General features: G+C 62.3%; 22 protein-coding genes and 1 tRNA gene. 17 read left to right on the forward strand and 6 right to left on the reverse strand.

The features are described 5' to 3' along the window. Positions 1-31 precede the first annotated feature (31 nt). Genes plsY through RH950_RS12170 form a run of 3 tightly spaced genes read right to left on the reverse strand, consistent with a single transcriptional unit; the run spans position 32 to position 2,962 of the window. Positions 32-661 carry a glycerol-3-phosphate 1-O-acyltransferase PlsY gene (plsY, locus tag RH950_RS12160; protein WP_350057070.1) on the reverse strand — a complete coding sequence of 210 codons (630 nt, stop codon included), beginning with the start codon at positions 659-661 and terminating at the stop codon, positions 32-34. After that, on the reverse strand, positions 654-1,982 hold the full coding sequence (gene pyrC, locus RH950_RS12165) for a dihydroorotase (RefSeq protein ID WP_350057072.1): 1,329 nt from the start codon (positions 1,980-1,982) through the stop codon (positions 654-656). The genes plsY and pyrC overlap by 8 nt, the downstream gene beginning before the upstream one ends. After that, positions 1,979-2,962: an aspartate carbamoyltransferase catalytic subunit gene (locus RH950_RS12170; protein WP_350057074.1), complete on the reverse strand. Its 984-nt coding sequence runs from the start codon at positions 2,960-2,962 to the stop codon at positions 1,979-1,981. The genes pyrC and RH950_RS12170 overlap by 4 nt, the downstream gene beginning before the upstream one ends. Positions 2,963-3,230: 268 nt before the next feature. On the opposite strand from RH950_RS12170, the gene RH950_RS12175 reads away from it, so the two are divergent. Together RH950_RS12175 and RH950_RS12180 are read left to right on the forward strand one after the other, a co-directional pair. Further along, complete coding sequence (locus RH950_RS12175) at positions 3,231-3,524, forward strand: acylphosphatase (RefSeq protein ID WP_350057076.1); 294 nt, start codon at positions 3,231-3,233, stop codon at positions 3,522-3,524. Between the two features lie 43 nt (positions 3,525-3,567). Continuing rightward, positions 3,568-3,951, forward strand: coding sequence for a hypothetical protein (locus RH950_RS12180; protein WP_350057078.1), 384 nt, complete (start codon positions 3,568-3,570; stop codon positions 3,949-3,951). A 17-nt stretch (positions 3,952-3,968) separates the two neighbouring features. On the opposite strand, the gene RH950_RS12185 is transcribed toward RH950_RS12180, so the two are convergent. After that, on the reverse strand, positions 3,969-4,208 hold the full coding sequence (locus RH950_RS12185) for a hypothetical protein (protein WP_350057080.1): 240 nt from the start codon (positions 4,206-4,208) through the stop codon (positions 3,969-3,971). 179 nt (positions 4,209-4,387) lie between these two features. Continuing rightward, positions 4,388-5,128, reverse strand: coding sequence for a lipoyl(octanoyl) transferase LipB (lipB, locus tag RH950_RS12190; protein WP_350057082.1), 741 nt, complete (start codon positions 5,126-5,128; stop codon positions 4,388-4,390). A 99-nt stretch (positions 5,129-5,227) separates the two neighbouring features. Between lipB and RH950_RS12195 the strand changes: the two genes are divergently transcribed. The 15 genes from RH950_RS12195 to RH950_RS12265 all read left to right on the forward strand — a co-directional run bounded on the left by RH950_RS12195 (position 5,228) and on the right by RH950_RS12265 (position 20,186). After that, a tRNA-Leu gene (locus RH950_RS12195) sits at positions 5,228-5,314 on the forward strand. 114 nt (positions 5,315-5,428) lie between these two features. Next, positions 5,429-7,717, forward strand: coding sequence for an NADP-dependent malic enzyme (locus tag RH950_RS12200; RefSeq protein ID WP_350057084.1), 2,289 nt, complete (start codon positions 5,429-5,431; stop codon positions 7,715-7,717). A gap of 4 nt (positions 7,718-7,721) precedes the next feature. Next, on the forward strand, positions 7,722-9,254 hold the full coding sequence (gene mgtE / locus RH950_RS12205; protein ID WP_350057086.1) for a magnesium transporter: 1,533 nt from the start codon (positions 7,722-7,724) through the stop codon (positions 9,252-9,254). Positions 9,255-9,299: 45 nt separating this feature from the next. Beyond that, positions 9,300-9,692, forward strand: a complete 393-nt coding sequence (locus tag RH950_RS12210; protein ID WP_350057088.1) for a MerR family transcriptional regulator — start codon at positions 9,300-9,302, stop codon at positions 9,690-9,692. 22 nt (positions 9,693-9,714) lie between these two features. Then, positions 9,715-10,176: a PaaI family thioesterase gene (locus RH950_RS12215; protein WP_350057090.1), complete on the forward strand. Its 462-nt coding sequence runs from the start codon at positions 9,715-9,717 to the stop codon at positions 10,174-10,176. A gap of 32 nt (positions 10,177-10,208) precedes the next feature. Further along, the gene (locus RH950_RS12220; protein ID WP_350057092.1) at positions 10,209-11,381 is read left to right on the forward strand and encodes an isovaleryl-CoA dehydrogenase; all 1,173 of its coding nucleotides are present in this window, start codon (positions 10,209-10,211) and stop codon (positions 11,379-11,381) included. A 13-nt stretch (positions 11,382-11,394) separates the two neighbouring features. Continuing rightward, a complete protein-coding gene (locus RH950_RS12225; protein WP_350057094.1) occupies positions 11,395-12,006 on the forward strand; it encodes a DNA-3-methyladenine glycosylase I in 612 nt (203 codons plus the stop codon). Between the two features lie 33 nt (positions 12,007-12,039). Next, positions 12,040-12,441 carry a RidA family protein gene (locus tag RH950_RS12230; RefSeq protein ID WP_350057096.1) on the forward strand — a complete coding sequence of 134 codons (402 nt, stop codon included), beginning with the start codon at positions 12,040-12,042 and terminating at the stop codon, positions 12,439-12,441. A 12-nt stretch (positions 12,442-12,453) separates the two neighbouring features. After that, the gene (locus RH950_RS12235) at positions 12,454-13,128 is read left to right on the forward strand and encodes an SDR family oxidoreductase (protein ID WP_350057098.1); all 675 of its coding nucleotides are present in this window, start codon (positions 12,454-12,456) and stop codon (positions 13,126-13,128) included. Between the two features lie 28 nt (positions 13,129-13,156). Further along, on the forward strand, positions 13,157-13,777 hold the full coding sequence (locus RH950_RS12240) for a 2-hydroxychromene-2-carboxylate isomerase (protein WP_350057100.1): 621 nt from the start codon (positions 13,157-13,159) through the stop codon (positions 13,775-13,777). A 12-nt stretch (positions 13,778-13,789) separates the two neighbouring features. Continuing rightward, on the forward strand, positions 13,790-15,397 hold the full coding sequence (locus RH950_RS12245) for a carboxyl transferase domain-containing protein (protein ID WP_350057102.1): 1,608 nt from the start codon (positions 13,790-13,792) through the stop codon (positions 15,395-15,397). A 3-nt stretch (positions 15,398-15,400) separates the two neighbouring features. Then, positions 15,401-16,207: an enoyl-CoA hydratase/isomerase family protein gene (locus RH950_RS12250; RefSeq protein WP_350057104.1), complete on the forward strand. Its 807-nt coding sequence runs from the start codon at positions 15,401-15,403 to the stop codon at positions 16,205-16,207. Beyond that, positions 16,207-18,228 (forward strand): acetyl/propionyl/methylcrotonyl-CoA carboxylase subunit alpha, encoded by a 2,022-nt coding sequence (locus RH950_RS12255; protein ID WP_350057106.1) that lies wholly within the window; start codon positions 16,207-16,209, stop codon positions 18,226-18,228. The genes RH950_RS12250 and RH950_RS12255 overlap by 1 nt, the downstream gene beginning before the upstream one ends. A gap of 78 nt (positions 18,229-18,306) precedes the next feature. Further along, positions 18,307-19,701 (forward strand): SLC13 family permease, encoded by a 1,395-nt coding sequence (locus RH950_RS12260; protein WP_350057108.1) that lies wholly within the window; start codon positions 18,307-18,309, stop codon positions 19,699-19,701. Positions 19,702-19,745: 44 nt separating this feature from the next. Further along, positions 19,746-20,186, forward strand: coding sequence for a DUF1489 family protein (locus RH950_RS12265; protein ID WP_350057110.1), 441 nt, complete (start codon positions 19,746-19,748; stop codon positions 20,184-20,186). A gap of 33 nt (positions 20,187-20,219) precedes the next feature. Here the strand turns inward: RH950_RS12265 and RH950_RS12270 are convergent, their stop codons facing one another. After that, positions 20,220-20,798 (reverse strand): hypothetical protein, encoded by a 579-nt coding sequence (locus RH950_RS12270; protein WP_350057112.1) that lies wholly within the window; start codon positions 20,796-20,798, stop codon positions 20,220-20,222. Between the last annotated feature and the right edge of the window lie 491 nt (positions 20,799-21,289).

A 21,289-nucleotide genomic window follows, 5' to 3' on the forward strand; every position in this document is an offset into this window, starting at 1 on the left:
ACGGGGGGATTTCTGGCCGGAGGCGGCAGGGTCAGCTTTTCGGCTTCGACTTTGAGAAGTTTATCCGGCTTTCCTCGCCCCTGATCAGACGGCGGATATTGCCGTGATGCCGGAAGACGATGAGCGCCGCCATGAAGAGCGCGAGCTCCGCATGTTGCCGGTCGACCAGCCACTCCATGTAGAACGGCGCGGCGAGGCATGCGACCAGTGCCGAGAGCGAGGAATAGCGCGACAGGAATGCGACGGCCAGCCATGTCAGGGCAGCGAGTCCTCCGACGGCGGGAGAAAGCGCGAGCAGGGTCCCGAGACCGGTCGCCACACCCTTGCCGCCGTTGAATTTCAGCCAGACAGGGAAACAGTGGCCGAGCATGGCTGCGGCAGCGGCAATGATCGCCATATCAGGCCCGAACTGTTTCGCAATCAGGACGGCGGCGGCGCCCTTGCCGACGTCGCAGACCATGGTGGCGAAGGCCAGGCCCTTGCGGCCGGTCCGCAGCACGTTCGTCGCTCCGATACTGCCGGAGCCGATGGAGCGGATATCTCCGAGACCGGCGATCCGGGTCAACACCAGACCAAAGGGGATGGAGCCAAGCAGATAGGCTGCCAGCGCGCAGGCATAGAACGGCCATGTATATTCGAGGGGGCCCATCAGATCAGGCATCGGGGAACCTCCGTCGCTCGGGGACCGGTGAAGTTTCGATATCGAAAACCAGATTGCCGGCCCGGTAGGTCCGTTCGACCCGGCCCTGCACGGGGCGTTCGTCGAACGGCGTGTTCCTGGACTTGCCGCGGAGCTCGTCGCGGTCTATGCGCACGGCCCTGTCCGGATCGAACAGGATGAAGTCCGCCAGATGCCCCCGGCGCAACCGCCCGGCCGGAAACTTCAACAGATCCGCAGGAGTCTGGGTCAGGGCCTTCAGGACCGTCAGAAGGGGCACCTGATTGTTGTGAACCAATTCCAGCGAGACCGCGAGCAGGGTCTCAAGGCCGACACCGCCGAAGTCCGCCTGAGTGAAGGGCAGGCGTTTCTGGTCCCGGTCGCCCGGCGTGTGGGCGCTGACGATGGCGTCAATGGTGCCGTCGGCGATGCCTTCGATCACCGCACAGCGATCCTCTTCGGTTCGCAGTGGCGGGGAAAGCTTGGCGAAGGTCCGGTATCCGACGACGGCGGATTCATTCAGCGCGAAATAGGGCGGCGCGGTATCCGCTGTCACCCGCAGTCCGGATGCCTTGGCCCGGCGCACGGCATCGACTGCCGCACCGGTGGAAAGACAGGAGAAATGCAGCCGTCCGCCGGTCAGTTCGACCAGCCGGAGATCCCGTTCGATCATCATCACTTCGGCCGCGGCAGGGATGCCCGAAAGGCCAAGCCGCATTGCCGTTTCACCCTCGTTCATCACGCCGCTGCCGACCATTTCCGGCATTTCCGGATGCTGCACAATGACGGTGTCGAAAAGTTGCGCGTAGGACAGTAGGCGCCGCATCACCAGAGGGTGCGCAATGGCCTTGCCGCCATCGGTGAACCCGGCCGCACCGGACTCGTGCAGCAGGCCGAGCTCGGTCATCACCTTGCCGCCGAGCCCTTTGGTGGCGGCGGCGTAGGAGTGAATGTTCACCAATCCGACATCACGCCCGAGCCGTTCGACGAATTCAAGCACGGCCACATCATCGACGATGGGATCCGTGTTCGGCAGGCAGGTGAAGGTGGTGACGCCTCCGGCGACCGCTGCCTGGGCAGCCGTTGCCAGGGTCTCCATGTGCTCGTTTCCGGGCTCTCCGGTGGAGACCCGCATGTCGACCAGCCCCGGTGCGAGGCAGAGCCCCTTGCAATCGACCACCCGCACATCCTGCTGGACGGCATCGATGAATACATTCGGGCCGATATCGAGAACCCGGGATCCGTCCACCAGCAGGGCACCCTGGGCGTCCAGACCGGACTCGGGGTCGAGCAGGCGGGCATTCTTGAAGAGTGTTCGGCTCACTGGTTTTTCGCCCACGGTTCGATCTGCGATGCGGCCAGCACTTCGAGGCAAGCCATGCGAACGGCGACACCCATCTCGACCTGATCGCGGATCAGGCTCCGGTCGATGTCGTCCGCCACGTCCGAGTCGATCTCCACGCCACGGTTCATTGGCCCCGGATGCATGACCAGCGCATCCGGCTTGGCGACCGAGAGCTTTTCATGGTCGAGGCCGAACAGCCGGTAATACTCCCGCACAGACGGCACGAAGCTGCCTTCCATGCGCTCGTTCTGCAGCCGCAACATCATCACGATGTCGCAATCGGCAAGCCCGGTACGCATGTCGTGATGTATCTCGACGCCGAGGCGCTCCAGGCCAGGCGGAATCAGGGTGGGCGGGGCGCAGACCCGAACCCGGGCGCCCATGATCGACAGCAGATGGATATTGGAGCGGGCAACGCGGCTGTGAGCGACATCGCCGCAGATCGCGACCTGCAGGCCGGTCAGCTCGCCCTTGCGGCGGCGGATCGTCAGGGCGTCGAGCAGGGCCTGGGTCGGGTGTTCGTGGGTGCCGTCGCCGGCATTGATGACGCCGCAGTTCACCTTCTGCGCCAGCAAATGCACCGCGCCAGAGTCGCCGTGCCGGATGGTCAGCACATCCGGGTGCATGGCGTTCAGGGTAACCGCCGTGTCGATCAGGGTTTCCCCCTTTTTCACCGAACTGGTGCCGACCGACATGTTGAGCACGTCGGCGCCGAGCCGCTTGCCCGCCAGCTCGAAGCTGGTGCGCGTGCGGGTCGAATTCTCGAAGAAGAGGTTGATGATTGTGCGGCCGCGCAGGCTCGACATTTTCTTGTCCGCGCGGCGGTTGATGTCGACATAGCGGTCGGAAAGGTCCAGGAGCGCTTCAATGTCGGGACGCGATAGCCCTTCGATGCCAAGCAGGTGGCGGAGTCGAAGCGCGGGCGCGTCACTTTGGAGTGTGGGCTGAGTGTTTGTCATTAAAGGACCCTTATACGGACTGCTCCCCGGACCCGGCAAGAGCGATCGCGTGTTTTGTCGGCATTTCTGGCGCAGGCGGCGGATTGCCTGTCTCATCGGTCAAACGAGCTGCCGGTTTTTCGATCGATTGAGATCACAAAGGGTTGGCTCAGGAAGCGCGACTGGAGGCGATTCCGCATTCCGTCCAAAGCGCGCCGCCCTATACAATTTCCGGCACATTGGCTAATTCTGTGCGGCGAGACGGATTCGTAATGACGGGGGACGGGCCATGAACGGACATGTTCCACGGACAACGATACGGGTGGTGATTTCCGGCCGTGTCCAGGGCGTCTGGTATCGCGGATGGGCTGTGAGCGAGGCGAGCGCCGCCGGTCTGGATGGCTGGGTCCGGAATCGGAGCGACGGGACCGTAGAAGCTGTTTTCTCCGGTTCGTCGGACAGCGTTGATGCCATGATTGAAGCCTGTCGTGCCGGGCCGCCGGCCGCCCGTGTCACTGCCATCGAGAGATTTGACGATACGGATCCGCCGCCGATCGGTTTCCGCCAACGGCCGACTGTTTGAGGGCATGCTGAGGGTTGAGCGAGTGCCGCCATCGGCAATCGAAATGCTCCGCAGGCGCGACTGGATCGGTGCACTGATCGATCGGGAGAGTGATGGCGACGGCCTGGATCTCTCGCCGCAGGCTGCGGCCCTTTTCGACGAGTTGAGCCATTGCTATTCCGCCGGGGCTTGGCTGGCCGCGCTCGTGTTTGCGCAGGCGACGCTGGATGCGGAATTGTACCAGGGGGATATCGACGGTCTGACGCAGAATGAGGCCCGCTTCGGTCCCGACTATCTCTGGCTGCGCAACCGGCGCAATCACCTTCTTCACGCGGATGATCCGCGGCCGGCCGTGACACTCGCTGATCTGGAACAGGACGCAGTGCGCCTCGAGCAGGAAGCACGCCGCGCAATCACGCTCCTGATAAAGGCTGTAACGGCTCGTTAGACCTGCCCTTCAAGTTCCTACAGTACGGCAGTGCGCTCTTCCTCGGCGGCCAGGAACCAGGCCGCAGCCGGGTTGACTCGCAGGACTGTGCGCCCGTTGGCCTCTATTTTCTGCAGGAGATCTCTTTGGATAAGGCCGGTAATCAGTTCCGAAAGAGGGGTATCGATCCGGGCGACAAATTCTCCGATATGCTCCGGATCCGACGGATCCGACCCGTTCAACATCAAGTCGAACACTTCGCATTCATCGGGCGACATGGCACGGACTGCGTCCGCTATGTTGAGGTGGGCGAGGACCACTTGAATAACCGGATGATTAAGAGTGTGTCGCCATATCGTATCAGAATGATTTCTGTAAGTTAATTCGAAATTTCAATAAAATATGACTTATCCGGTGCCTGCCTTCGAACCCGGTTTCTGAAGGCTGCGTGGAATTCTCATTCGCCAGTTATGAACGCCGGGGCCGGAGAGGTTGTTGCAGCCTGCCGTGCGAACTGTCCGTCGCGGCAAAAAACGGTGTCGAAAGCGGCGCGCAGTTCCAGGTCGGCTTCCGCCAGGCTAACCAGTTGTCCCATATCATGTAGGCTGGTGACGCCGTGCTCGCTGATGCCGCAGGGCACGATCCCGTCGAAATGGGAAAGCTCGGGCTCCACATTGACGGAAATCCCGTGCATCGAGACCCAACGCTTGAGCCGCACGCCGATGGCGGCGATCTTGTCCTCGCGCTGCGGCGCGCCGATATCGCCGCGTGTCACCCAGATGCCGACCCGTCCGTCGCGCCGCTCGCCCTTCACGTTGAAGGCCGCCAGCATTCGGATGACCCATTCTTCCAGAGCACAAACATAGGCCCGGATATCCTGCTTGCGGGCCTTCAGATCCAGCAACACATAGGCCACTCGCTGGCCGGGGCCATGATAGGTGTACTGACCGCCCCGGCCGGTCTGGAAGATCGGGAACCGCTCCGTTTCGAGCAGGTCTTCCGGGTTCGCACTGGTGCCGGCCGTATAGAGCGGTGGATGTTCCAGCAGCCAGACGAGCTCCGGCGCTGTCCCGTCGCGAATGGCCGCCGCCCGGGCGTCCATTTCGGCAACCGCATCGGGATAGGCGACCGGTTCATCTGATATCCGCCATTCCAGATTCATCATCTGTCTCTCCCGGCGGGACGGTAGTTTTTTCACGTCCACGCTCTTTTCGGCACAATGCTACTTGATCCGGTCAATGGGATTTGCTACTCCCCCGCATCCCGAGGATGCAAGTCCTCAGATGTCACCACATGTGCGGTCGTGGCGGAATTGGTAGACGCGCAGCGTTGAGGTCGCTGTCCTGGAAACAGGGTGGAAGTTCGAGTCTTCTCGACCGCACCATCTCTCTCAGTATCATAATGACTTAATTGCCTTTCGGCGCCATATCTGATGTGGCGTTATAGGGCTATGCGGTCTATCCAATGACCGGATACGGATGTGATCGGGAGAGTTATCGTGGCCGAGGAACTCAAGGAAGCGGCACTTTATTTTCACAAATACCCGAGACCGGGAAAGCTGACGGTCGAGGCGACCAAGCCGCTTGCGACCCAGCGTGACCTCTCCCTTGCCTATTCTCCGGGCGTTGCCTACGCCTGCATGGCGATCGTCGAGGACCCGAACGAAGTCCGGAACATGACGGCCCGGGGCAACCTTGTCGGCGTGATCACGAACGGCACCGCGGTGCTGGGCCTCGGCAATATCGGCCCGCTCGCCTCCAAGCCGGTGATGGAGGGCAAGGCGGTCCTCTTCAAGAAATTCGCCTATATCGACGTGTTCGACCTCGAGGTCGATGAACTCGATGTCGACAAGTTCTGCGATATCGTGGCCGCGCTCGAGCCGACCTTCGGAGGCATCAATCTTGAAGATATCAAGGCGCCGGAATGTTTCGAGATCGAGGAAAAACTTCGCGCCCGGATGAATATCCCGGTCTTCCACGACGACCAGCACGGTACGGCCATCATCGTTGCGGCTGCGATCCTCAGCGGGCTGCGCTGCGTCGACAAGAAACTGGAAGACATCAAGCTGGTCACCTCCGGCGCGGGAGCCGCAGCGCTGGCTTGCCTGAAGCTGCTGGTCACCATGGGGGTGAAATACGAGAACATCACCATCACGGACATTGACGGCGTGGTCTACAAGGGCCGCAAGGCGATGAATTCGCACCTTGAAGTGTTTGCTCAGGACACGGAGGCCCGGACGCTTGGTGAAGTGATCGACGGGGCAGATGTTTTCCTCGGCCTCTCCGCACCGGGTGTGCTGAAGCAGGATATGGTGAAGAAGATGGCGAATAACCCGCTGGTTCTCGCGCTGGCCAATCCGGATCCGGAAATCACACCGGAAGATGTACGTGAAGTGCGTCCCGATGCGCTGATCTGCACCGGCCGCTCGGATTATCCGAACCAGGTGAACAATGTCCTTTGCTTCCCATATATTTTCCGCGGCGCGCTGGATGTCGGGGCGACGACGATCAACGAGGAAATGAAGATCGCGGCGGTCGAGGCCATTGCCGATCTTGCCCAGCAGGAAGCCTCCGACATTGTCGCGAGTGCCTATGGCGGTGAAGCGCCGTCCTTCGGTCCTGAATATTTGATCCCGAAGCCGTTCGACCCGCGCCTGATCCTGGAAATCGCCCCGCGCGTCGCCAAGGCCGCGATGGACAGCGGTGTCGCCACCATGCCGATGGAGGATTTCGACTGGTATCACGAGAAACTGAGCCAGTTCGTCTACCGCTCCGGCCAGGTGATGCGCCCCGTGGTGGTGGCAGCCAAGAAGGACCCGAAACGGATCGCCTTCGCGGAAGGCGAGCAGGACCGGATTCTGCGTGCCGCCCAGAGCATCGTCGATGAAGGCATCGCGCGCCCGATCCTGATCGGCCGGCGCGATGTCATCGCCGGGAAAATCGAGGAACTGCATCTCCGCTTGAAGCCCGATGAGGATGTCGAGATCGTCGACATGCAGAATGACGACAGGCTTGATTCCTTCGCGGCGACCTATCACGAGATGATGGCCCGGCGCGGGGTTGCGCCGGACCGGGCGCGGCAGATCATGCGCAACAGGCCGACTGCGATTTCGTCGATCATGGTGTCCCAGGGGGAGGCCGATGCGGGTATCTGCGGCGCCATCGGACGCTGGCGGGATCATCTGGTCGAAGTGATCGACATCATCGGCCCGCGCCCGGGTGTTCATCGCTGCACGGCTTTGAGCCTGCTGATCATGCCGCAGGGTCCGATTTTCATTCTCGACACCCACGTCAACCCCACCCCGAGCGCATCCGATCTGGTCGAGATGGTCGGGCTGGCGACGACAGAGGTTCGTAGTTTCGGCATTGAGCCCAAAGTGGCCCTGCTGTCGCATTCGAACTTTGGATCCTCGAATCTGGAATCCGCCGTGCGCATGCGGGAATCTGTGGCGGCGCTGAAAAAGGCCTATCCGGATGTCGAGATCGAAGGCGAAATGCATGCGGACGCGGCCCTCAGCGAAACAATCCGGGAACGGGTGTTTCCCGGAGCCGGCCTCACCGGGGCCGCGAACCTTCTGGTCATGCCGGGGATCGATTCGGCCAATATCTCCTTCAATCTTCTGAAGACTCTCGGTCGCGGCCTATCGGTGGGCCCGATTCTGCTCGGCACGGCCTATCCCATGCACATCCTGACCTCGTCGGTCACCGTGCGCGGAATCACCAATATGGCGGCCGTGGCTGTTGTCGATGCCCAGGAACACCACCGTATCCGCGCGAAAAAGGGGTGAGCCATTGACTGTCGAAGGTCCCAACGATCCGCTTCAAGAGCCGTCGGTCCCCTTCGACGCTGCGTCGCAATCCGCTGGTGACGCGACAGTCAACGAGCGCAAGGCCCGGGCGAAGCGGAAAAAGAAGAAGCTGAAAAGGCGCATCCGGTCGCTGGAAGAAGAGCTCGCTGTATATGACAGCGTCGCCGCCTCGAAGCTCTATGGCCTCACGCCAGAACTTGAAAGGGAAGTGGCGCAGGCCCTGTCCGCCGACAACCCGCGCCAGCTTTATCGTCTGGTGCGCCCGCTGCACGCCGCCGACCATGCGGATCTGATCGAGCGCTATTCCGGGCAAAACCGGGAGATCCTGGTCACTGTTCTGGGGCGTTACTTCGATCCGGAAACCCTGACCTATCTCGACGATAATGTGCGCGAGGAAATTCTTCCGCTGCTCGATGAGGACGTTCTCCGGAACGCGATGGAAACCCTTGAATCCGACGATGCCGTCGAGATTCTGGGTGAGCTGGACGACGAGGACCAGGCCCGTCTGCTCGATTCCATGCCGGAACGCGAACGGGCGATGGTCGAGGAGGGCCTGAATTTCGACGAGGCCAGCGCCGGCCGGCTGATGCAGCGCGAGATGGTGACGGTGCCGGAGCACTGGACCGTTGGCCAGACGATCGACTACCTGCGCACCACAATCGATCTGCCGAACAATTTCTACGATATTTTTGTCGCCGACCCTGATCGCCGGCCGTTGGGCAAATTGTCGCTGAGCAACATGCTGCGCAGCAAGCGGCCGGTCCGGGTGGCTGAAATCATGCGGACCGACTTTCATACGGTGCCTGCAGTGATGGATCAGGAAGATGTCGCCATGCTGTTCCGCCAGTACGGCCTCGTGTCCGCGCCGGTCGTCGACACAGAGGACAAGCTGATCGGCATGATTACTGTGGATGACGTCGTCGACGTCATGCACGAGGAGGCAGAGGAGGACATCCTGCGTCTCGGCGGTGTCGCGAATGACGATCTGCACGGCAGCCTGTTCAACACGACGCGGAGCCGGTTTTCCTGGCTGGCCGTCAATCTGGTGACGGCGATTGTCGCGTCGGGCGTCATCGGCGCCTTCGAGACCACGATCGAGAAGATCGTCGCGCTTGCCGTGCTGATGCCGATCGTTGCCTCCATGGGCGGCAATGCCGGCACCCAGACCCTGACAGTCGCGGTGCGCGCGCTGTCCATGCGCGAACTGAGTTCGACCAATGCGTTCAAGTTTGTCATCAAGGAGATGACTGTTGGCTCTCTGAACGGTGTTATGTTCGCGCTGATCGCGGCCGGAGCATGCTGGGCGTGGTTTGGGGATCCGCAGATCGCCGCCGTCATGGCCTCGGCGATGATGATCAATCTTTTTGTGGCCGGCTTGTCCGGAACCCTGATCCCGATCACGCTGGAACGGCTCAAGATCGACCCGGCGATTGCCTCCACGGTGTTCCTCACCACGGTGACGGATGTGGTCGGCTTCTTCACCTTCCTCGGGCTTGCCGCGCTGTTCCTGATTTAGCCAGGTCCAATTGACGTCAGCGTCAATTGGTGATTTTCTTTTCCGATGCTGAAGGAAATCACCACGGCGGATCTCGCCCGCGAATACGATCTGACAACACGGGCGATCCGGCATTATGAGGCTCTGGGCCTGATCTGCCCGGCCCGGCGCGGCCGGACACGAATTTTTAGCCAGCGGGACAGGGTGCGTGTCGGCTTGATCGCGCGCGGCCGCAGGCTTGGCCTTGCGCTTGAAGAAATCCGCGAAATCATTGACCTTTATGACGCCGAGCGGGGCGAGGAGCGGCAGATCCTGCTGCTTCTCGGCAAGCTTCGGGCGCGGCGGGCCAAGCTGCAGGAGCAGGTTCGCGAGATGACCATGATCCTGGACGAGCTCGATGCTGTCGAGGCGAGTTGCATTGAGTCGTTGACGGATCTTGCCAAAGACGGGAATGATTGACGTGAACGTCAATGAGAGTCCAATGTCCGTAATCCAGACTCCGAACCCCGATTTCGCCGTGCGCGTGCGCGAGAGTTTCGCGCGGCAGGCTTTCATGGCGCATATCGGCGCCGTGATCGCGGAGGTCGCGCCGGGGCGCTGCGAGATCGATCTTCCCTACCGGGAGGAACTGACCCAGCAGCATGGCTTCTTCCATGGCGGCATCATCGGCACGCTGGCGGACAATGCCTGCGGCTATGCCGCCTTTACCCTGGCGCCGGCGGATGCCAGCATCCTGACCGTCGAATACAAGATGAACATCGTCTCGCCCGGAGACGGGGAGCGGCTGGTTGCCCGGGCCGAGGTGATCCGCCCCGGCCGCTCTCTGGTGGTCTGCCGGGCCGATGTCTATGCGGTGAAGGACGGCGTCGAAAAACTGGCTGCAACCGCCCTTGCCACAATGATGCTGATGCACGGCCGCGAAGACGGCCGGAACGGCACCTGACGGCGTGAAAATGCGAAGCGGAGGAAATAACAATGATCCCGAATGATATCCCGTCGCTGAACTACGATCTGGGCGAGACCGCGGACATGCTGCGCGACGCCGTTCGCTCTTTTTCCGCCGACGAGATCGCACCGCGCGCGGCGGAGATTGACCGGTCGAACGAGTTCCCGATGGATCTTTGGCCGAAGCTCGGCGCGCTTGGCGTGCTTGGCGTGACGGTGGACGAGAAGTACGGCGGCGCCGGAATGGGATATCTCGAACATTCTGTTGCCATGGAAGAGATCAGCCGCGCCTCCGCATCTGTCGGCCTCAGCTATGGCGCCCACTCAAATCTCTGCGTGAACCAGATCCGGCTGAACGGCACCGAGGAACAGCGGCAGAAATATCTGCCGAAGCTGATCTCCGGCGAGAATGTCGGTGCGCTGGCGATGAGCGAGCCCGGAGCGGGCTCCGACGTGGTTTCCATGAAACTGCGGGCGGAGAAGAAGGGTGACCTCTACGTCCTGAACGGCACCAAGATGTGGATCACCAACGGTCCGGACGCGGACACGTTGGTGGTTTATGCCAAGACCGATCCCGAGGCGCATCAGCATGGCATCACCGCCTTTCTGGTCGAGAAGGGTTTCAAGGGATTCTCGACGGCGCAGAAGCTGGACAAGCTCGGCATGCGGGGCTCGAACACCTGCGAGTTGGTGTTCGAGAATTGCGAGATCCCGGAGGAAAACGTTCTCGGCCAGCTGAATGGCGGGGCCCGGGTGCTGATGAGCGGGCTCGATTACGAGCGCGCGGTGCTGGCCGCCGGATCGCTCGGCATCATGCAGGCCTGCATGGATATCGTCGTGCCCTACATCCATGAGCGTAAACAGTTCGGCAAGGCGATCGGCGAGTTCCAGCTCATGCAGGGCAAGATCGCGGACATGTATGTGACGATGAATTCGGCCAAGGCCTACGTCTATACAGTGGCCAAGGCCTGTGACCGGGGCGAGGTCACGCGCAAGGACGCCGCAGGCGCGATCCTCTATGCTGCGGAGAAGGCGACATGGATGACGCTTGAGGCGATCCAGTGCCTCGGCGGCAACGGCTATATTAACGACAATGCGACAGGGCGTCTGTTGCGGGACGCCAAGCTGTACGAGATCGGCGCCGGTACCAGCGAAATCCGCCGGATGCTGATCGGTCGCGAGCTATTCAAGGAAACCGCCTGACCGGGAGGGCCATGTGGCCATCGACCATGAAAACGGCCTGATCCATGAGGCTGACGGCAAGCCGCGCTGCTGGTGGTGTGCCGGAGACGATCTCTACCGCCATTATCACGACACCGAGTGGGGTCAGCGGGCGCGGGACGACCGCACGCTGTTCGAGAAGATCTGCCTTGAGGGTTTCCAGTCCGGTCTTTCCTGGCTGACCATCCTGCGCAAGCGCGAGAATTTCAGGGCGGCCTTTGCCAATTTCGAGATCGAGAAGGTTGCAGCCTTCACCGACGCGGATATCGAACGCTGTGTGCAGGATGCCGGAATTGTTCGGCACCGGGGCAAGATTGTCTCGACCGTCAACAACGCGAGGCGGGCCATTGAGCTGATCGAAAAGGAAGGCGCGCTCTCCGACTATGTCTGGAGCTTCAGGGCGGAACATCGCGGGACGGAGCGGCTCGATTACGCAACCTTGCAGACCATGGCCACCACACCGGAATCGACGGCACTGTCGAAGGATCTGAAAAAACGTGGCTGGAGTTTTGTCGGCCCCACCACATGCTACGCTTTCATGCAGGCCATGGGCATGGTCGATGACCATGTCGAGGGTTGTCACGTCACCGTCGGGGAGCGACGGTAAACGGCGGCCGGAAAGTGCCGACAGGGAGACATGATGATCGGAAAACGCATCTATTCAGGCTCGCCGTTCGAGGAAATGGCCGGATATGCCCGCGCTGTTGTCGACGGTGACATGGTCTATGTTTCAGGCACAACGGGATTCGACCCGGAAACCATGAGCTTTCCCGACAGCGTGGAGCAGCAGGCCGAGCTCTGTTTCCAGAACATCCAGCGGGCGCTGCTTCAGGCGCGGAGCAGTCTGGAAAACATGCTCCGCGTCCGGGTCTTCGTCGCCAGCCGGGAAGAGTTCGACCGGATCAAGCCGATCATCAAAAAATATTGCAATGCCGCCCGTCCGGCCAACACGACGGTGATCTGCGATCTGGCCGAAGAGCAGATGCGCGTCGAGGTCGAGGTGACGGCGAAAGCCATCGTCCATCAAGGTAACGAACGCTAGGGGAGACGCTTCATGCCGACAGTCCTGATTACCGGAGCCAATCGCGGAATTGGTCTCGAACTGGCACGAGCCTATGCGGGGGACGGCTGGACCGTGATTGGCGCTTGCCGTAACCCTGACGCGGCGGTCGACCTCGCGGCGATCGACGGGGTCGATCTCTGTCCGCTCGACGTGACAGACACCGCCAGCATCGCTGCCATGGCAGAGCGGTACCGGGGGCGTCCGATTGATGTGCTGCTGAACAATGCCGGCATCATCGGTGGCCGCGGAATGCTTGCCGAGATCGACTACGCGGCCTGGGCCGACGCCATGGAAACCAATCTCTTCGGTCCGATCCGCATTGCCGAGGCGATGAAGGACAATGTGCTGTCCAGCGATCGCAAGCAGATGGCCTTCATCAGCTCGAAGATGGCGTCGATCGCGGAATGCACTGGCGGCTCCTACATCTATAGGTCTTCCAAAACGGCGCTCAACATGGCGGTCAAATGCCTCTCTCTGGAGTTTGCGGCGAACGGACTGACCGCGGTGATGTTCCATCCGGGGCATGTGCGTACCGACATGGGCGGCGCGGCGGCTCCGGTCCTGCCGGTGGACAGCGCCAACGGGATCAAGTCCGTGATCGACGGGTTGAGCCCGGCAGACAACGGGCGGTTCTTTAACTTCGACGGAGCGGAATTGCCGTGGTGACCGGCCACGGATTCAAGGGAGCGAAACAATGACAGAGAGCGAAACGGGCGGAGACCCCATCGTTTTTTACTACGATTATTCATCGCCGTTCGCCTATCTGGCGGCCCATAAGATCAACGACCTGGCGAAGCTCTATGGCCGCGCGGTCGACTGGCGTCCGACCCTGCTCGGCGCGGTCTTCAAACTGAACGGCAATGCGCCGCTGATGGACCAGCCCCTGAAGGGTGCCTATTCCCGGCGGGATCTTTCGCGCTGCGCCCGTCTGATGGGCCTGCCTCTCGAATTTCCGGAAAGCTTTCCGTTTCTTTCCATCGCTGCGGCACGGGCAACCTGGTGGCTGAAAGGGCAGGATGAAGCCTTGGCGCAGAAGGTCGCGCTTGCCTTGTTCAATGCGGCGTTCCAGGAGCAGAAGCCGATCAACAATGCCGAGGCCGTGATTGAAATCGCCGCTGCCAACGGTGTTGATCCGGAGGCGCTCCGTTCGGCTCTGAACGATGCCGCCGTGAAGGAAAAACTGAAAACAGAAGTCGACGCGTCAATCGAGGCCGGCGTCTGTGGTGCGCCGTTCTTCATCGTCGACGGCGAACCGTTCTGGGGCGCCGACCGGCTCGATCATGTCGAGCGCTGGCTCGGCACCGGTGGCTGGTAGGGACCAGATTTAATGACCGTTCTGAAATCCGCTCTCACGGGCCGGGAAGACACTTTCCGCCGCAATGCCGACCGCATGCGGTCGCTGGTTGCGGATCTGCACGAGCAGGTTGTCGCCGTCAAGCAAGGCGGCGGTGCGCGCAGTCAGGAACGCCATGTCAGCCGGGGCAAGCTGCTGCCACGGGACAGGGTCCGGACGCTGCTCGATCCGGGGGCACCTTGGCTCGAGTTTTCCCAGCTTGCGGCGCACGGCATGTATGGCGGGGAGATTTCCTCCGGCGGTCTGCTGACCGGCATTGGCCGGGTGATGGGCCAGGAGGTGATGGTCATTGCCAATGATGCGACGGTAAAGGGCGGGACCTATTTCCCGATCACCGTGAAGAAGCATCTGCGGGCACAGGAGATCGCCTGGGAGAACCGTCTGCCCTGCATCTATCTGGTGGATTCCGGCGGCGCCTTCCTGCCTGAACAGGATGAAGTCTTTCCCGACAGGGATCATTTCGGGCGAATCTTCTACAACCAGGCCAACATGTCCGCCGACGGCATTCCGCAGATCGCGGTGGTGATGGGGTCCTGTACCGCAGGTGGCGCCTATGTTCCTGCCATGTCGGATGAAAGTATCATCGTCAGGGAACAAGGCACCATTTTCCTCGGCGGCCCGCCGCTGGTGAAGGCGGCCACGGGCGAGGTCGTGAGTGCCGAGGATCTGGGCGGTGCCGACGTGCATTCCCGGATTTCCGGTGTGACAGATCATATCGCCCGGGACGACGCACATGCGCTCGGCCTGGCGCGCCGCATCGTCGGTAATCTCAACCGGGTAAAGCGTCCGAGCCTTGCTGTGCGCGAGCCGTTGGAGCCGCTCCATGATGCCGAAGAGATCTATGGGGTCGTGCCGGAAGATACCCGCACGCCGTACGATGTCCGGGAGATCATCTCCAGGATTGTCGACGGCTCTGAATTCGACGAGTTCAAACCGCTATACGGCACGACGCTGGTCACCGGATTTGCCCATCTCTGGGGCTACCCGGTCGGCATCATCGCCAATAACGGCATCCTGTTCTCGGAAGCCTCCCTCAAGGGCGCCCATTTCATCGAATTGTGCTGCCAGCGTGGTATTCCGCTGGTCTTCCTGCAGAACATCACGGGCTTCATGGTCGGCCGGAAATACGAGGCCGGCGGCATCGCCAAGGACGGCGCCAAGCTGGTCACCGCTGTCGCTTCCGCCCGGGTGCCGAAATTCACCGTGATCATCGGCGGCTCCTTCGGGGCCGGGAATTACGGCATGTGCGGACGGGCCTACGGGCCGCGGATGCTCTATATGTGGCCGAACGCGCGGATCTCGGTGATGGGCGGCGAGCAGGCGGCGAACGTACTGGCCCAGGTGCGCCGCGACGGGCTCGAGGCGCGGGGCGAAGACTGGTCGGTGGAGGAGGAAGAGGCCTTCAAGGAGCCGGTCCGCGAGCAGTATGAGACCCAAGGCCATCCCTATTATGCCAGCGCCCGGCTCTGGGACGACGGGATCATCGACCCCGCCGATACACGGACCGTTCTCGGGCTTTCCATTTCCGCGTCGCTGAACCGCGACATCGAGCCGACGAAATTCGGCATCTTCCGGATGTAACTGATGCACAGTGAATACACGCCAAAACGGCCCGAGAGCCTGCTCGTCGAGGACGCGGAAGGCATCGTCACCGTCACCCTGAACCGGCCGGACATCCACAATGCCTTCGATGAGATCCTGATCGGGGATCTGCACGGGCTGTTCCGGTCTCTGGCAAGCAGGGCGGATCTGCTGGCAGTGGTTCTGACCGGCAGCGGCAAGAGTTTTTCCGCCGGTGCCGATCTGAACTGGATGAAACGGGCCGCCGAGCATACGCAGCACGAGAATTTCGAGGATGCGATGCGGCTCTCGAACATGATGGACGCTCTGCATGCGCTGCCGATGACGACGATCGCCAAGGTCAACGGCACGGCGATGGGGGGCGGTCTCGGGCTCTGCGCCTGCTGCGATATCGCGCTGGCGGCGGACAGTGCGCAATTTGCCCTTTCGGAAGTCCGGCTAGGCATCATTCCGGGGGTTATCAGCCCCTATGTCATTCAGGCCATCGGCATTCGCGAATCCCATCGCTGGTTTCAGACCGGGGAGCTATTTGGGGCTGCCGAGGCGTTGCGCATGGGGCTGGTGCACGGTGTCTGTACTCCCGATGCCCTGGATGGGGAAATCAATGCCATCCTGCGGGAGTTGAAGAAAGGCAGCCCTGATGCCATCCGGGCCTCGAAAACCCTGCTGCGTGAGATCGCCGGGCGCGAGCTTGACGATACGACCCGGCGGGAGACGGCCCAGCGCATTGCCGGCCAGCGGGCCACGCGAGAAGGCCGCGAGGGGCTGTCGGCTTTCCTGGAAAAACGCACGCCGAACTGGATGGTCTGATGAGGCAGGAGCGCAGCATACGGACCTTGCTGATCGCGAATCGCGGCGAGATTGCCTGCCGGATTGCCCGCACGGCCCGGTCGCTCGGAATCCGTACTGTCGCGGTCTATTCGGACGCGGACGCGCTGTCCCTTCACGTCGCCGCTGCGGATACAGCCTGCCCGATCGGCCCGGCGCCAGCCGCCGACTCCTATCTCCGGATTGACCGGCTGATCGAGGCGGCGCGGGCGACGGGGGCGGACGCGATCCATCCGGGATACGGGTTTCTGTCCGAAAATGCAGCCTTCGCGCGGGCCTGCGACGAGGCCGGGATTCTGTTCATTGGCCCTGACGTTCCGGCGATCGAGGCGATGGGCTCGAAAGCGGCTGCCAAGGACATCATGGCGAAAGCCGGGGTGCCGCTGGTGCCGGGCTATCACGGCGCGGACCAAGATCCTGAAACCCTGGAAGAAGCGGCTAGCCGGATCGGCTTTCCGGTTCTGCTGAAGGCCAGCGCCGGCGGCGGCGGCAAGGGCATGCGTGTGGTCGAGCGGGCAGAGGATCTGGCGGACGGTATTGCCGCCGCCAAACGCGAGTCCGCGGCCGCTTTCGGGGACGACCGTCTGCTGATCGAGAAATATCTGACCCGCCCGCGCCATGTGGAGGTCCAGGTCTTCGCCGACCGGCACGGCAACGCGGTGCATCTCTTCGAACGGGACTGTTCGGTCCAGCGTCGGCACCAGAAAGTCGTCGAGGAGGCGCCGGCGCCCGGACTCGAGGAGACGGTGCGCGCCGCCATGGCGAAAGCGGCTATCGACGCAGCAAAGGCCATCGACTATGTCGGCGCCGGGACTGTCGAATTCATCATGGACGAAGACGGCGCGTTCTATTTCATGGAAATGAACACCCGCCTGCAGGTGGAGCATCCGGTGACCGAGGCGATCACCGGCGAGGATCTTGTCGCCTGGCAGATCCGGGTTGCCGAGGGCGGCCCGTTGCCGCTGTCCCAGGAGCAGATCGCCCATGCAGGCCATGCCATCGAAGTGCGGATCTATGCCGAAGACCCTGAACGCGAGTTCCTGCCGCAGACCGGCCGTTTGAACCGGCTGGCCTTCCCGCTGGAGATGCCGGGCGTGCGAGTCGATACCGGGGTCGCCGAAGGTGATTCGGTCAGTGTCCATTACGATCCGATGATCGCCAAGCTGATCGCCCACGGGCGGGACCGGGCGGAGGCGCTGCGCCGCATGTCTCGGGCGCTCGGTGAGGTCCGGATCGCCGGGCTGGCGAACAATGTCCCCTATCTTAAGAGAATCGTTGAACATCCGGCTTTTATCGCCGGCGGGGTCGATACCCGTTTTATCGAGACCTATCGCGCCGATCTTGCTGCCAGGGGAGCGGGAGACGCGGAAACCATGCCGATGCTGGCGGCAGCGGCGCTGCTGGAAGCGGACCGCCTTGATGTGGTGCGGCAGGCCCGCCTTGGCGGCGATCCCTATTCGCCCTGGGCGACGGCCTATGGCTGGCGCCTGAATGACAGTCCGCTGCACGGGCTGACGCTGCTGCAGGGCATCGACGAGCTGCTGCTGCGCTATCGCCTGGAGGCCGGCGAGTATGTGTTCGAACAGGGCGGTGGCCAGGTCCGGATCGCCGTCGCGCTGCATGCCGACGGACGGCTGCAGGCCCGGCTCGACGGCATTACAGTGCGCGCCGAGGCCGCCTTTGATGCCGGGGCCGTGACCGTCTTTTACGACGGTGCGGCGCACCGCTATGTTTTGAAAACGGCACTGGCTTCCGGGGCCGAGGCCGGAGAAGATTCAGGGCATCTGGTGGCGCCGATGCCCGGCAAACTCATTGCGGTTCACATCGCCGAAGGGACGGAAGTCGCCAAGGGCGATCCGCTGATGGTGCTGGAAGCCATGAAGATGGAGCATGTGATCCGGGCGCCGGAGGATGGTGTGGTCGCGGCGCTTCACTATGGTCCGGGCGACCAGGTTGAGGAGGGAGCGGATCTGCTTCACTTCGAGAAGACCGCCACTGACTGATCTGCCGGTGCGGGACCGGCTCCACGGTCTCGCGTCTGTCTGTCGGTCCCGCCCGGCCTTGTTGGAATTGTCGTATCGATGTCGCATTTGCAGCCCCGCCATCTGATCCTGCTCCCGGTTTTCGCTCTTTCAGGCTGGCTTGCCTTCCTGCCGCCCGCGGCCATGCCGGAAGGAGCCGCCCCCGCCGGTGCCCTCGTCGTGCTCTGTATCGGGCTCTGGGCGACCGGCGCCGTTGCCGAGCATCTGGTGGCAATGCTGCTGTTCTTTCTCGCCATGGTGTTCTCCGTCGCCTCGCCGGAAACCGTGTTTTCCGGTTTCGCCTCTGGTGCCTTCTGGCTGGTGCTTGGCGGCCTGATCATTGGTGCAGCGGTCGATGTCACCGGCCTCGGCAAGCGTCTGGCCCGGGCCATCACGGCCCGCATCTCCGGCGGCTACGGCGCGGTTATTTCCGGCATTGTCATCGTTTCCGTGGTGCTGATCTTCCTGATGCCGTCGACCCTGTCGCGAATCGTCCTGCTGATGCCGATCATGACCGCGCTGGCCGACCGGCTCGGCTATCCGGCCGGCAGCAAGGGGCGGAACGGCATGGTGCTGGCGATGATTCTGACCTCCTATCTCTGTTCCGTCGGGGTGCTTCCCGCGAACGTGCCGAACAATGTGCTGGTCGGCGCGGCGGAAACCGCTCATGGCCTGCATATCCGGTATTTCGACTACCTTTTGCTCCATTTTCCGGTGCTTGGCGCCGTCAAAGCGGTGGTGATTGCGATGCTCCTGACCTGGATGTTCCGCGAGCCCGGCCATGCGGATGCGACTGAGCAGGAGGACACGCGGGGCAACTGGTCGGGGATGAGCCCGGCCGAACGGAAGATGACCCTCTATCTCGCCGCCGCGCTGGTCTTCTGGGCGACGGATGCGGTGCACGGCGTCTCTGCCGCCTGGGTCTCGCTCGGGGTCGGCGTGCTTTGCCTGTTGCCCGGTGTCGGGCTTGTCTCCGCCGAGGTCTACCGGCAGAAGATTTCCCTCAATCCACTGATCTATATCGCCGGGATCCTTGCGGTAGGGGCCCTGGTATCGCGCTCCGGGCTGGGCAGCTGGATCGGCGAGCAGCTGATCGCATCAGCCGGCCTGGCGCCCGGTCAGGCGGCGCAGAATTTCGCCATCATTGCCGGGATCGGAACCCTGATGGGCATGGTGTCGACCATGCCGGCCGTCCCGGCGGTTCTGGCGCCGCTCGCGGGCCAGGTGGCCGACGCCAGCGGCTTTCCCGTTTTTCTCGTGCTCAACCTGATCGTGGTCGGGTTCTCGACCGTGATCCTGCCCTACCAGGTGCCGCCCTTCATCATCGGCATGCAGCTTGGCGATGTGCCGATCCGGGAAGGCGCACGCGTCTGCTTCTTTCTGGCCGTTCTCTCCCTCGGGGTCATATTGCCGCTGGACTTTCTCTGGTGGTGGATGCTCGGCATGTTCGGGTAGACAGGGGTGATCTGCGATGACGAGACCTGCCACGGAAGAATTTCATGCCGCTTAACCTGATCAAACTCTGCGTCGGGATCGACACGGTGGAGCAGCTTGAGCAGTACCGGGCGGACCAGGCCCGGCGCGCTGCGGCCGAAGGCGTCGAGCCGACAAGCATCCATCGCACGCGGTCCTTCCCGCGCCGGGCCGAGGAAATCCTGTCCGGCGGCTCGCTTTACTGGGTGATCAAGGGGCAGGTCTCGGCCCGTCAGCGTATCGTACGCCTCGACGAGGTCGAAACCGGGGAAGGGCGGCCGCGCTGCGGTATCGTCCTCGATCCGGCTGTGGTCAGGGTCGTGCCGCGCCCGCAGCGGGCGTTCCAGGGCTGGCGTTATCTGGAAGAAGACAAAGCGCCGCAGGATCTGTACGCGGCCGGCGGCGATATCGATGCCGATATGCCGGACGAGATGCAGGCGGAGCTGCGGCGACTCGGAATCCTGTAGTCTTGTGCGGCCGTTATGGCGGCCGCACGCTCTCTAGCTCTTGACCACGGTCCCGGCGGCAGGCGCGGGCGCAAGGGGCGCGGGCAGGGCGCTCTTGTTCGCCAGCGGATTTGCCGGTGCGACGGTGAAGTCGATATGCGTGCCCCCGGTGGTGCGGCTCTGCAGGGTCACGGTGGCGATCCGCTCACCGCGGGAATAGGTCATGGTGCTGATCGCGGCGCGGACACTGGTGATCTTGACCCAGCCGAAGCGGGGCATTTCCCGTTCGTAGAAGGCGTACATGTCCGGCATCGAGTAGCCGGACGTCATGGCCAGCCGGCCGATCCAGCCGTCCTCGGCGCCCAGAACCAGCAGGTTGTCGAAATCGATTTCCGAATTGGCCGGGATCGGGATATCCCTGAATTCCGCGAATTGCGGGCCTTCGCTGCGGTCCTGAGTCTGCGCGCCGGCCTGGCCGGCATCCTTCTCCGATGGCGCCCCGGTCGAGGCAGACTGCCCGAAAGACGGAAAGTTTGGGGGCACACAGGCACCGAGTGACAGCACCGACAGGGCGACCAGCACGGCCAGCGGACGGGCAGAAAATATTTTTGTGCCGTGACGCTCTTTCTGCATCTCGATTTGATCCATTTCAGAAACCAGAGCTCGCGGCGCTTTTTACCCCGAAATACCCTACGGAATGTTTTTTTGCGCCGCTTTTATGCTATATATAGTGCCATCAATTTCGGAGGCTGTCAGGCTTTTTCGCTGTTGACAGGCCCCGGCCCGAGGTCCTATACACCGGCCCACTTCGCGGCGCCGCAGCGCTCGCACGTCTCTCGAAAGAGGGCTTGCATCCAGCAGCGGCCTCGCCTATATTCGGGTTTCGCGAAACGTTGATCGTCTTCGCGGTTTCCAAAGACGGGGAATATCCGGGGCCGCCGGTAAGGCGGAACAGGGTTTCGTTGTCTCTTCCTTTCGGGGAAGAAGTTCTTTGACATTGTGGATATAGGAAAGGGATGCGCAGGCGGCGGCCATGAGTGGTTTGCCGGTTTTCGATCATGATGATTGATCCTGAGCATCCTGAGCTAAAGTTAACACAGAAGCTCTTGTGCATAGGATTGGAT

Source organism: Nisaea sp., from assembly GCF_040217065.1.
GTDB lineage: Bacteria > Pseudomonadota > Alphaproteobacteria > Thalassobaculales > Thalassobaculaceae > Nisaea.